8 protein-coding genes are annotated in these 12,281 nt (G+C 50.9%); 2 read left to right on the top strand and 6 right to left on the bottom strand.

The window, feature by feature from the left end; translation table 11 throughout:
• Window positions 1–29: 29 nt before the first annotated feature.
• From B5D63_RS15850 to B5D63_RS15840, 3 genes are all read right to left on the bottom strand, one after another.
• Complete coding sequence (locus tag B5D63_RS15850; RefSeq protein ID WP_143312935.1) at window positions 30–815, bottom strand: hypothetical protein; 786 nt, start codon at window positions 813–815, stop codon at window positions 30–32.
• A 159-nt stretch (window positions 816–974) separates the two neighbouring features.
• Window positions 975–2,723: a RagB/SusD family nutrient uptake outer membrane protein gene (locus B5D63_RS15845; RefSeq protein ID WP_159456042.1), complete on the bottom strand. Its 1,749-nt coding sequence runs from the start codon at window positions 2,721–2,723 to the stop codon at window positions 975–977.
• Window positions 2,724–2,733: 10 nt separating this feature from the next.
• The gene (locus B5D63_RS15840; RefSeq protein ID WP_078669750.1) at window positions 2,734–5,799 is read right to left on the bottom strand and encodes a SusC/RagA family TonB-linked outer membrane protein; all 3,066 of its coding nucleotides are present in this window, start codon (window positions 5,797–5,799) and stop codon (window positions 2,734–2,736) included.
• Window positions 5,800–6,031: 232 nt separating this feature from the next.
• Here B5D63_RS15840 and B5D63_RS15835 point away from each other — a divergent pair, with 232 nt between their 5' ends.
• Both B5D63_RS15835 and B5D63_RS15830 read left to right on the top strand, forming a co-directional pair.
• Complete coding sequence (locus B5D63_RS15835; protein ID WP_159456041.1) at window positions 6,032–7,804, top strand: carboxypeptidase-like regulatory domain-containing protein; 1,773 nt, start codon at window positions 6,032–6,034, stop codon at window positions 7,802–7,804.
• Between the two features lie 106 nt (window positions 7,805–7,910).
• Window positions 7,911–8,555 (top strand): hypothetical protein, encoded by a 645-nt coding sequence (locus B5D63_RS15830; RefSeq protein WP_143312933.1) that lies wholly within the window; start codon window positions 7,911–7,913, stop codon window positions 8,553–8,555.
• Window positions 8,556–8,560: 5 nt separating this feature from the next.
• Here B5D63_RS15830 and B5D63_RS15825 read toward each other — a convergent pair whose 3' ends face one another.
• The 3 genes from B5D63_RS15825 to B5D63_RS15815 form a co-directional block, all read right to left on the bottom strand.
• Complete coding sequence (locus tag B5D63_RS15825; protein WP_078669747.1) at window positions 8,561–9,850, bottom strand: D-alanyl-D-alanine carboxypeptidase; 1,290 nt, start codon at window positions 9,848–9,850, stop codon at window positions 8,561–8,563.
• 76 nt (window positions 9,851–9,926) lie between these two features.
• Window positions 9,927–11,261, bottom strand: a complete 1,335-nt coding sequence (locus B5D63_RS15820; RefSeq protein ID WP_078669746.1) for a Gfo/Idh/MocA family protein — start codon at window positions 11,259–11,261, stop codon at window positions 9,927–9,929.
• A gap of 38 nt (window positions 11,262–11,299) precedes the next feature.
• Window positions 11,300–12,265, bottom strand: coding sequence for a formylglycine-generating enzyme family protein (locus tag B5D63_RS15815; RefSeq protein ID WP_078669745.1), 966 nt, complete (start codon window positions 12,263–12,265; stop codon window positions 11,300–11,302).
• Between the last annotated feature and the right edge of the window lie 16 nt (window positions 12,266–12,281).

Genomic DNA, 12,281 nt, shown 5'->3' with positions numbered 1-12,281 from the left:
CCCTTTTTTGTTCCTCCTGCGTTTACCGGCTAGTGGTGATGGTGATGACCATGGCCGGTTGCCACTTCCGCTGCAGCGTTGCCTACGTGTAACGTAAAGTTGGCCGTATGCAATACCCCTTCTGTTTTAAATTGTATCCACATACGGTAAATGTCTGCCTTCGGAAACATCGTATGGCCGATAATAGGAAATTGACTGTCTGACATGGGATGGATATGCAGAAAATCCTTGTCTTCCCGGCCGATTAAAATAATATGTGCCACAGCGCCCAGGTACGGATCGATGTCGGCAGCGTTCAATGTCTTCCCATCTTTTGTGATAGTTACCGGAATGTGGCTTTCTGCTCCTGCCACAAAAGGAGCTGTTGCTGCGACAGCAAGATACAACCCGTCAGTAACTGCGGAAAGTTTTTCGTTCGTTTCATCAGCGCCCTGTTGCTCCCGGCCTTCTACCAATAGTGTCAGCCGGTCTGTTTGCGGTGTATACCCTTCTGCCTGATAATCGGCATAAACGAGGTATTGGCCTGCATGATTAAAAGTAACGTCTATGAAATAGTTACCATCGGCAGCGCGCTGCGGGTGCAGGTGCCCGAAAGATGTCAGCTGGCTATCGACGATAATCAGGTGAAACTCGGCTTCATGCTGTATGCTTAATGGAACGGAGGCCTCAGGGTGATGGCTGTTCACCGGTCTGAATACCAATCTGGCGTTTTCACCGGTCATAAGGCCGGCAGCGCCGGCGATCAGTTTCATGACTACGGGTGAAGGTTGTTCATACTGTTTATGGTGCCCGTGGTGGTGGTGATTCATTTCCATAATGATTAAAATTATGGTGTAAAGTTCGCGGCATACGGCAACATATCTGTTACATTATTTGGGGCTTCTTTTACGAGATTTACGGGTGAGAAAAAACACAAGAGGGCGTCTCCGTTACAGAGACACCCTCATCTTTCTTTATATAGGCAAATATCTCACTTATTTATACGGCACCTGCTGTTCCAGGTTGCTGTTCTTCCTGATTTCCGCGGCAGGAATAGGCAGCAAATAATCCTTTTCCTTGAAAGTACGGCTCTGGATACTGATAGGTCTGTATACAAAAGGATGGTTGGCGATCTGCGAGCCCAGCACCTCAATGCCCAGCGCACTGCCGTTGAAGTAAGTCATGGCGTCTGTCACCCAGCGGCGTGCATCGAAGAAACGATGTTCTTCATAAGCCAGTTCATACCTTCTTTCATATTTCAGCACCGCTTTCAGCGCATCGCCGGTAGCATTGGTGGCCGGCATGCCTGCCCTGGTGCGTACTGCATTCAGCACCGGCAGCGCGTCTGCATACTCGCCCAGCCAGATGCTTGCCTCTGCGTAGTTCAGCAATACTTCGGCATAACGGATGAAGATCCAGTTCTGATCACCCCTGAAAAACTGTGCGTCCAGGTTTTTATCCATGAACTTACGCAGGTAGTACCCGGAGAAGGTACCGTTCCAGTTTTCGATGGTGCTGTTACGGGTGTCCAACCCCCATACGCTGTCCCTGCCACCGTTTTTAGGCTCGTACTTACCGGTCTGTATCACACCGATAGGATCTACTTCAGCACCGTCTTTCGGACGGGGTTTCCATTTAGCCCCATCGTAAAGGATGGTAGCATAAAAACGAGGATCACGGTTTACATACGGCGCTTTGGCTTGTGCGGCATTGGCCCAGGAAAACGCAGAGCCGTCTCTCATCTGGTAACCTGTCACAAAATTTTCCAGTGGCACATTACCGCCCCAGTTATGATAACCATTAGGCCCGTTGTAGAGGTCATGGGAAGTGCCCAACAGCGCTTTATCGTACTGTTTTATAAAAATCAGCTCTTTATGATCTTTATCCAGGAAGATACGGCTGTAGTTCTCCGCTGCGGAATCTGTAGGATGGTACAGTTCATAGATGCCCATGTCCATCACCGCTTTGGCGGCATTTTTAGCAGCGCGCAGGCGATCGGTCTGGCTGCCGGATGTGTATCCCATCAGCGGACTTTTCACGTTTTTATTAAAGTAATCGCTCGCGGCATACAGCAGCATCCTTGATTTCAGCGCCAGGGCAGCGCCTTTGGTAACACGGCCTTTGTCTTTCGGTAATTCATACACAGTGGGCAGCATCTTTGCGGCGCTGTCGCATTCGTCGGAGATAAATTTAACGCAGGCGTCATAAGTAGCACGCTTGATATTAAGGATCACCTGTTCATCTCCCTTTACATTAAAAGTTCTGGTGATCAGCGGCACACCGCCATAGTATTTCACCAGCATGTGATAATACCAGGCCCGCATGAAATGTACTTCGCCTTTCATGGTGTTGCGTGTAGTCCCGTCAATGGGCGCCTGATCGATTTTTTCGAAGAACATGTTACAGTTCCGGATCTCTTTATAGTGGTTATCCCAGCGGGCAAAATCACTGAGCCTGCCGATATCGTCGGGCGATACGTTACCCTGCACCACACGGGAGGTGTTATAGTCGTGGATAAACCGCGCTTCGTCTGTCATAGAGGCCAGCATCACTTCCAGGTACCCCGGGCGCATCTGCACGTAGAGGTCATTTACAAAAGCCTGTACCAGGCCCTGGTCTTTCCATACATCTGATTCCTCGTATTCTGTCAGCGGTTTCTTCTCGAGGAAGTCCTTTTTACACGCCGCGGAGGCCAACAGTAATCCCGCCGCCAGCAGATATTGTATGATGTTTGATTTTTTCATGGCTTGTTGTTTAGAAAGTAACATTTAATCCCACATTGTAAATCTTCACCTGCGGATAAAACTGGCCGCTGCCCATAGGCGCTTCCGGATCAAATATTTTTACATTGTCGATGGTAACCAGGTTTTGACCGCTCACGTATACACGCAGTTTTTGCAGACCGATGCTTTTGATCGCCATACCGGGAATAGTATAGCCCAGTTCCAGCGTTTTCAAACGGGCATAGTCTGTTTTCCAGAACCAGAAAGTGTTCTGGCGGTTTACCCAGTATTCGCGGTCACGGTCATTCACCCTTGGCCATGAAGCGTTGATATTCTCCGTTGTCCAGCGGTCTTTGATATAGGCTTCGGGGAAGTTGCCGATAAGGCCGGACTCGGTATGCAGATACTGGCTGGCGCCGGTAGCGCCCTGCCATAACATGGTGAAATCGAAGTTGTTGTATTTGGCGCTCAGGGTGAGACCGAAAATCCACGTGGGATTTTCAGTGCGGTTTACCCGGATGCGGTCCAGGTCATCGATAACACCGTTGCCGTCAACATCTTCAAAGATGACATCTCCGGCACGGGCGCCGCTGATGTGGGGCGACTTGTCTACTTCCTCCTGTGTTTTGTAAATACCGATGGCTTTATAATACAAGGGCGCATCTATCATCCTGCCGGTAGATTTCTGCCATTCCGGAACATTGGGCACCTCATCCCAGAACAGGATTTTGTTTTGGGCATGGGTAACGGTACCGACTACTTCGTAATGGAATTTGTTGATGTCGTTTTTATGTTTCAGCACCACTTCGAAACCTTTGTTTTCCACCTTACCGATGTTTTCCTGTGGCAGGGTCATGCCCGTATAGGCAGGCATAGACTGGCTGCGGCTCACGAGGATGTTGGCGCGGCGGGTATAGAAGTAGTCCGCTTCCAGGGACAGCTTTTCACCCAGCAGTGATGCTTCGATACCGATGTCGTAGTTGTTGGCCATTTCCCAGGTAATGGCTTCGTTGGGAGAGCGTAGCTGGTAGATACCTTTGTTCAGGTCGCCGCCGAACATCACGCCGCCATCGCTGAAGCCATAGGTACTGAGGTATTGGAAAGACGGGATCTGGTCGTTCCCCATCTGGCCCCATGACGCGCGGATCTTGAAGTAATCCACTGCGGGCACGCCTCTTTTCCAGAAGTTTTCGTTAGACACCACCCAGCCTACAGACGCGCCGGGGAAGAAACCGAAGCGGCTGTTGCTCGGGAAATTCTGGGTACCATCATAACGGGCGTTGAAGTCGAACAGGTAAGTTTCTTTATAGTTGTAGGAGATACGGCCGAAATAGTTACGACGGGCGAAGGAAAAACCGGTGCCGCCATTGTTTTTCTCTTTATCGCCACCGGCAAACAGCTGATCGAGCTTATCACTGATAAAATACCGGCGGTTGGCCAGCATGGTATCACCGTCGAAAGTTGCCTGTTCAAAAGCGACGAAAGTACTCAGGTTATGTTTTCCAAAAGAACGTACATAGTTCAGTTTCACGTTCACCGTTGTCATGCGGTTGCTGTTGAAGCTCTCGTTCAGCTCAGGAGCGCTTACCCCTCTGGAGGCCGGGTTCAGCTTGTGGTCCGGGCTGTTGGGATCGAGCGTATACAGCGTCCAGGGTTTCACCCATGTTTTCAGGAAAGCGAAGTTCTGATCATAGGCGAAGTTTCCGTCCACAGACAATCCCTGTACCCAGGGTATATTGATGGTGGCGCCGAGGGTACCGTTGACTACATAGTTTTTGTCGTTCGTATAGCCGATGACGTCTGTGCTGGTTACCACCGGGTTATCCCCGTATTCGATGTCTGGCCCGGGGAGACCGTTGGGCCAGATAGCATTTTCCGTAGGCCGTCCGCGCATGAGGGAGCGGAAGATGGAGCCGGCGGAGCGGGGCGGATAGTGCCTGTTTTCCAGTCTTCCTGCCAGGTCGAAACGCAGGTGCACATATTCGTTCACGTTAGCATCGAGGTTGGCCCGGATATTCTGTTGTTTGTAATAGGTAGCGCTGGACTTGTAGATACCGTCCTGGAAGAGGCTTCCGAGCGATACGTAATACGTCATTTTTTCAGAACCGCCGCTGAGGGACAGGTCATGCCTGTTCTGCAGGGATGTGTTTTTGATAACAGCATCATACCAGTTGGTGTTGGGATACAACCAGGGGTCTGAGCCATCACCGAACTTTTTGATCTGCTCTTCCGAAAAGCGGGGCGCATCGCCGCCATACTGGAGTATTTCATTGACCAGCCTGGCGTAGGTAGGTGCGTCCGCCATTTTTGGCAGGCGGGTAGGCGACACGAAGGATTGGTTAAATCCGTAGTTGATAGTAGGCTTTCCTATCTTACCGCGTTTGGTGGTGACGAGGATAACACCGTTGGCCGCACGGGAGCCGTAGATAGCTGCAGCCGCGTCTTTCAGGACGGATACGCTTTCGATGTCGCCGGGCGCCAAACGCGCAAACCCTTCACGGGGAATACCGTCAATCACATACAGCGGCGTACTTACCCCAAGGGTGCTGCGGCCGCGGATAAAAATACGGGAGTTGTCGTTTCCCGGCTCGCCGCTGTTATTGACGGCAATGATACCGGGGATACGGCCTACCAATGAGTTGGAGATGTTCACGTTGGGCGACTGTTGTAATTCAGCACCCTTTACGGTGGCCACAGCGCCGGTTTTGGTCACCTTCTTCTGGGTACCATAACCTACCACTACGTATTCGTCCAGGGTTTTCTGATTTTCTTTCAGAACAACGTTAATGGACGTGCGCCCTTCTACTTTTACTTCCTGTGGATCATAACCCACAAACTGAAATACCAGCACTCCATCCTTTTTTACATCTTTCAGGGTGAAGCTTCCTTTAACGTCTGTAACGGCGCCGCGCTGGCTGTCTTTCAACAACACCGTTACCCCCGGCAGGGGATTCCCGTTGACGTCTTTTACTTTACCTTCTACTGTTGGATTGGCCTGCTGCCATACCGCAGGCACTAAAGCCCTGGCAGCGACCGGCCCCGAGGAGGCGGCGGAAAGGCATAGCAATAGCATTGCCTTCGCATAACGTGGATTCATAAATGAGATTTTTGGGTGATAAAAATGCTACGTTCTACTGTTTTTCAATAAATAGTTTAATCCATAACATAGTGGTAATCTTACCTTGTGGCAAGATATTCAGAAATAACTTGATTATTTTCTAAAAATAAGTGTGTTTTTTACGCCTTTTTTTAAAATGCTCCTGCATAAAAAGTATATTTTATATTTGCGTGTCTTTACCTCATTAGTTATCAACAGAACTTTCATCCCTATGACCAGAAGATTTTTATGGCTGTTAACCTGCTGTATCGTGTTGCTCTCGGCCTGCGACAAAAGAATGGTGACAGCAGACAATCCCCCTGAAACCAACAATCCCACTACCGGCGCCCCTCCTATCTCCGATAAAAAAGTACAGGCAGGCGTACAGGGTATTGTTACCGACGCCAATAATGATCCCCTGGCGGGCGCACGCGTAGTATGCGGCGACCAGAACACCATCACCGATCAGTACGGCGCTTTCCGTTTCCAGGAAGTGAACATGACGGAAGCCGCAGCAGTAGTGACCGTGCAGAAAGCAGGATACTTTAACGGTATCCGTACTTTTCGTGTAACCGCTCCCGGTAGGGACCAGTTTGTACAGGTACAGCTGCTTCCCAAAACTACCGCCGGTACCTTTGACGCTACCGCCGGCGGCGTAGTGGCGGCGTCTAACGCGCAGTTCATCTTCGTGCCCAACCAGGTACTGGACGCGGCCAACAAACCTTACAAGGGTCAAGCCACGCTGTCGTATGCTTTCATCAATCCTGAAAGTAATGACTTCGCAGACATTATGCCCGGCGACTTACGCGCTGTCAATGATAAAAATGAACTGGTGGCCTTGCAGTCCTTCGGAATGATGGCCCTGGAGCTGCAGGGAGCAACCGGGGAAAAACTGCATCCCGACGGCACCAACAGCGTTACCTTCCGTATGGTCATACCCGCCACGCTGCGGAAAACAGCGCCGGCGGTCATTCCACTGTGGCACTTCAATGAGAGCACCGGTTTGTGGGAACAGGAAGGCAGCGCAGAAAAAATGGGCGACAGTTATGTCGGTACTGTGAAACACTTCTCCTTCTGGAATTGTGACGCACAGTTCCCGATGGTGAATTTCAAAGCTGTTTTCAAAGACGATAAAAACAATCCGCTGGCTTACACCGCGATACAGCTTACCCGTAACAATAACAGCAGCAGCTACGGCTACACCGATGAAGCGGGTGAAGTAAGCGGCCTCGTTCCTGCCAATGAACAGGTAACGATCTCTGTGAAAGACCAATGTGGCAAAATTATCTTCTCTAAAAATGCCGGCCCCTGGTCCACCGACGCCAACGCCGGCACCTTCAACGTGTCCATCGATCCTGACGCCAGGTTAGCCCTCAGCGGCAAAGTGACCACCTGCGACGGCGCTGCCGTTACCAAAGGGCTGGTCAACATACAGGTAAACGGCGTACACTACGAAACAGCTATTCAGAACGGTAATTACGCCACCTCCATTCTGCGCTGCGCCACTGGTGCGGCAACGGTGGTGCTGAACCCCATAGACGAAACCGCCGATAAAATGTCAACGTCCACTTTCCAGCTGGCACCGGGCAATTACACACGCGACCTGCAGGCTTGTGACGTGATACAGGTTAGTACCATCTCGCTCCTGCTGGAAGGGCAGACAACCACGTTTACCTCCCCGGCAGATTCCGTCCTGTTTACGTCCTACCGTTCGGACACATCTACCGTTAGCATCTATTCCCTCTCCGCCGCTCAGAAAACACCAGGAGGGCTCATTCGGATCAATATACAGCTGTCGGGTATTCAAACAGGCCCCAGCGTGTCCCGCTACTTTACGGTCGCTATGAACGATGGCACTTACTTCAGTGAGTCTCTGAATATTACCATCACCCGCACCGGGATAGCAGGCGAATACCTCGAAGGCACTTTTTCCGGGAACGTCCAAAAAATACCGGGCAATACTACTGCTCCCGTCAGTGGCTCATTTAAAGTAAGAATAGAATAACTTAAAATCGTTATACAAGCAAAAAGGCCGATAGTCCAAAAAACTATCGGCCTTTTTGCATAAATTCATAGCACTGAACGTTATACAGTAACCAGATCTATTGTTTATGAAGCACCTCCACGTATTCTTTTTGTTTCTGGCAGGCTGCGCATTGCTAATCGCCTGTAGTAAAGAAATGAGCCATGACGGGACAGGATTCCCCACCTGCGATTATGCCCCTTATACAACCGGCTCTTCCTTTTCTTATATTGATGTGAACCTCACCCAGGACACGCTTGCGTATACCCTGACTGTTTCCGGAGACACCACTGTCAACGGCAACACTTACAAAATGGTAGGCGACGACAGCGTATTCTTCTGCTCCAGCTGCAAAGACGGTATTTACACACAAATAGCCAGTATCTTCACTTTTCAGGGATATAAAGCGGACAGTCTGCAACTTACCTACCTGAAAGAAACTGCCGCCATGGGCAGCAGCTGGTCAGACACCGTCACCATCAGCAATGGTACGCTTACTACCAAAGCCGTTCTGCAGCATACCATCGTACAAAAAGGCGTCACCAAAACCGTTAACGGGAAAAACTATCCCGACGTGATCGCTGTAAAGCTGGACGCCTCCGCTATTGTGCTTAACAACCCGGTCACCATCGGCACTATCTCCACCAGCTACTACGCCAAAGGTATCGGCCTTATTGAAGCAGACCAGGCAGACGATACTATCAAACTGGTATCTTATATTCTCAAGCCCTGAACCGTTTAGTATTCCTTCCAGATCATCGTCAGCAACCGCTCTACCGCTCTTCGTACGCTCGTAGCCGTATCCTGGTGATTATTTACCAGTACACTGAATATCAGCGTCTTATTCTTTTTTGTCACCAGGTAACCGCTCAGCCCCACTACCCCGTTCAAGGTTCCCGTTTTGGCATGTACAAACTGCTGCTGGTAATAATTGCGCAGCGTGCCTTTTCCGCCGGTAGCGAAAATATCCCATAACCGCCGCTGCGGATATTGCGCATACATCTTGTTCAGCACGCTGACAAAGTCGCGCGGCGTGATCAGGTTATAACGCGACAAGCCCGAACCATCCACCCACTGCGGCGCATGTGGCAGGTCTTTCAGGTCTCCTTCCAGCAGCCAGCTGATCATCTTTTTAGTGCTGATCGTATCCCAGAGGCTGGCGGATGCCATCATCAGCGTTTGCTCTGCGAAGAAATTATCACTGCGGTGCATCATCGGCGTAAACAGGGAGTCCGCCGGAATACTTTTCAGTAACTGAAACGATGCCGGCTGCGGAGCAACGGCAAGGCCTATACGCTTATGCAGCGTGTCTTGTAACCGTTGCCGGAGTTCCTGTTCAGTCCCTGTAATAAAGGGCACCTCCGTAGTGGATACTTCTTTGTAAGCAGGGTTATACTTCAGGAAGAAAAGATTGTTTCGCTCATCCCGCTCGGTGCTGATTTTGGTGATGGTGCGGTCTTCCGTTGTTTCCAGGTCGTAAAGGGCCGGCATTATTTTGCTGGTATCGCCATGATGATAGATCCGGACCACATTACCATACATGGGCCACTCCGTCAGTTCCGGCTGGTAATCATCGGCATAATCCGCCCAGGACCACCCGGGGCCGTACCGTTTGTTGAGATTATTGGCCGGCACCAGGTATATCTGTTTTGCGGTTTGTTGCAGCAGCTGCAACAACGGCTGAAAAGTATAATCAGGATGCAGGAAAGAAGGATCGGCCATCCCTTTCACAAAGACGGCAGTATCGTTTTCATAGTAGCGGGCGGCCGGCAGCGAGTCGCCCAGCAGCTTCAGGCCGGCGTACAGCGCAAATATTTTGGTGTTGGAAGCGGGTGTAAAAAACTTATCGTCCTGGTACTGGTACCAGTATTTCCCGGTGGCCGGCTCATAAATAGAGATCCCCACATGCGCCTGTTCCAGTGGTTGCTGATGTAAGAGGGAGCGGCTGGCCCACTTGCTGATGGCGGCCGTTTGGGCCGATGCCTGTAAAGACAGGCTGATGGCGGAAAGCAGTAAAACAGATCTCATAGCAGTAAGTTAAAAATAAAATGGGAAGATGACGTTGGCATCTTCCCATTGTTTGAAAATCGTGTGCAGAAAAATATCAGGAGAAATATTTTGTCGTTCCTGGCTTTGCATACGCGTAGTTTCCGGACGCATCCGGTACTATCGGCGGCGGTGCGTCGAAAGCGTACTTCTGTGGCTGCAGGTTCAGTCCGGAGTTGAGCGCCGTGTCCCAGTTGATGATCTGACCGGAATAAGTAGCCAGGCGGCCGATGATGGCGGAGAGGGTGGCCTCTGCACCCCGCTGGGCGTCTGCAAATTTGTATTGCCCTTTGGCGATGGCCGCAAACAGCTCATCATGTTCTGTCTGATAAGGGTTGTTTTCTTTCGTTTTGTCAAACTGGTAGAGCACTTTCCCTTTGTGGTCCACGATCTGCGCCTTATCGCAGTAGATACGGCCCTTAGTGCCTACAATCTCTTCATCTACCTTGCTGGGCGCATCTTTCCAGTGGCGGCACTGGCTGTTCATGACCACGCCGTCGGCATAACGGTATTCCACGAAGTGGTGATCGAAGATTTCACCGTATTCTTTACCGGTGCGTACGGCACGGCCGCCCATTCCGCCGGCAGTCAGCGGTGTGGCGTTCTTAAACCAGTTGCCTACGTCGATATTATGGATATGCTGTTCTACGATATGATCGCCGCAGAGCCAGTTGAAATAATACCAGTTGCGCATCTGGTATTCCATTTCTGTGTATTCAGGTTTGCGGGGTTTTACCCAGAGCGCGCCCTGGTTCCACCATACCTGCATGGAGAGGATATCGCCGATCATGCCATCCTGCGCACGTTTGTAGAGCTCACGATAGGAGTTCTGGTAACGACGCTGCAGGCCCACTACCACGTTCAGTTTTTTGGATTTAGCCAGCGCTGCGGCCTCCAGTACTCTTTTGATACCGGCAGGGTCTGTAGCCACTGGTTTTTCCATGAACACGTGTTTATTCTGTCTGATGGCTTCTTCAAAGTGGATAGGCCGGAAGCCCGGAGGGGTGGTGAGGATCACCACGTCTGCCAGTGCGATGGCTTGTTTATAAGCGTCGAAACCGGTGAATTTATTTTTTTCCGGTACGTTCACGCGGCTGGCTTTATCGCCTAAAGCTTCTTTGATGTTGTCGTAGCTTTCTTTGAGCCTATCGGGGAAGGCGTCGGCCATGGCCACCAGCTGAACGTTTTCTTTTGTGCTCAGCGCCTGTGTAGCTGCGCCGGTACCGCGGCCGCCGCAACCGATGAGCGCCACTTTGATGACATCAGAAGAGCCGGAGAAATAATTTGCTTTAGATAAGATGGGCATGGCCAGCAATCCGCCAGCAAGCATTGATGTCTGCTTAACGAAATCGCGGCGGCCTTTGTCGTGGAATTTTTGTTGTTCGCTTTCCATAAAAATGCGTTGTGATTTATTGATTTTTTGGATGATGATTAGCGTGCGCCTTTGTATTTATCAACTACGTCTTCGAAAAATTTCTGTGCTTCTTCGGGGGTAGGTTGTTTCGCAGGTTTCACGATACGGAAGCCGATGAAAGGTGCGTCAGCATTCCACCAGGAGCTTTTCGGGATCTGCGGGTCCCTGCGGTTCCACACGGGGTCGGACTTCAGGCGGGCGGCGCTGCGCAAGGCAGGTGCTCCGTCCTTATAGTTGCCGCCTTTGATCACGCGGGGCATCTTGGAGGTGGGGACTGTCCACGGATCGGTGGCTGCTGCGGCAGCTACGCCCGTTTCATCGTACTGGTCCAGCGTCCATTCTGCTACGTTGCCCAGCATATCGTAAAGGCCCCATGCATTGGGCTGCAGTTGCGCTACCTTATGGTATTTATCTTCACTGTTGGCCCGGTACCAGGCATATTTTTTCAGTTGCGATTCGTCGGTGCCATACGGGTAGGGCGTTGTAGACCCCGCGCGGCAGGCGTATTCCCATTCTGCGGCGGTAGGCAGGCGATAGAACACGCCCGTTTTGGCATACAGCCATTTACAGTACATCAGCGCGCCATACTGGCTCATACTGTTGGCCGGATACCCTCCGCCTTTGCCCATCCCCAGGGTAAGATCAATATATGGAGGGCTGGGGCGTGTCATACCGTCCGGAGTAGGCGTTTTATCCTTTTCCGCATCGGCATATACATCATATTCATCGAAAGTCACTTCCGTGGCTCCCATCCAGAAATCTCCGACGGTTACTTTTTTCGCAGGGCCTTCGTCTTTGTTTCTTCCTTTTTCATTGTCCGGGCTTCCTAACGTGAAAGTGCCGCCTTTAATCGGCACCATTTTAAAACTTACCGTGGTTCCGGGGATCTGTTGTTCAAATGGCGTAAAGGTCTGTTGCGCCTGAGTAGTCATAACCTGGCCGAGCAACCCGCCCAGCAGAAAGGTCACATAATATCTAGTCATCCAAACGATTTAAAAA

The organism is Chitinophaga eiseniae (assembly GCF_900167135.1).
Taxonomy (GTDB): domain Bacteria; phylum Bacteroidota; class Bacteroidia; order Chitinophagales; family Chitinophagaceae; genus Chitinophaga; species Chitinophaga eiseniae.
This window is presented reverse-complemented; position numbering and strand designations above follow the sequence as displayed.

Coding starts and splice junctions, on each gene's coding strand:
- B5D63_RS15850 (WP_143312935.1), bottom strand. CDS start 815: ATGGAAATGAATCACCACCACCACGGGCACCATAAACAGTATGAACAA.
- B5D63_RS15845 (WP_159456042.1), bottom strand. CDS start 2,723: ATGAAAAAATCAAACATCATACAATATCTGCTGGCGGCGGGATTACTG.
- B5D63_RS15840 (WP_078669750.1), bottom strand. CDS start 5,799: ATGAATCCACGTTATGCGAAGGCAATGCTATTGCTATGCCTTTCCGCC.
- B5D63_RS15835 (WP_159456041.1), top strand. CDS start 6,032: ATGACCAGAAGATTTTTATGGCTGTTAACCTGCTGTATCGTGTTGCTC.
- B5D63_RS15830 (WP_143312933.1), top strand. CDS start 7,911: ATGAAGCACCTCCACGTATTCTTTTTGTTTCTGGCAGGCTGCGCATTG.
- B5D63_RS15825 (WP_078669747.1), bottom strand. CDS start 9,850: ATGAGATCTGTTTTACTGCTTTCCGCCATCAGCCTGTCTTTACAGGCA.
- B5D63_RS15820 (WP_078669746.1), bottom strand. CDS start 11,261: ATGGAAAGCGAACAACAAAAATTCCACGACAAAGGCCGCCGCGATTTC.
- B5D63_RS15815 (WP_078669745.1), bottom strand. CDS start 12,265: ATGACTAGATATTATGTGACCTTTCTGCTGGGCGGGTTGCTCGGCCAG.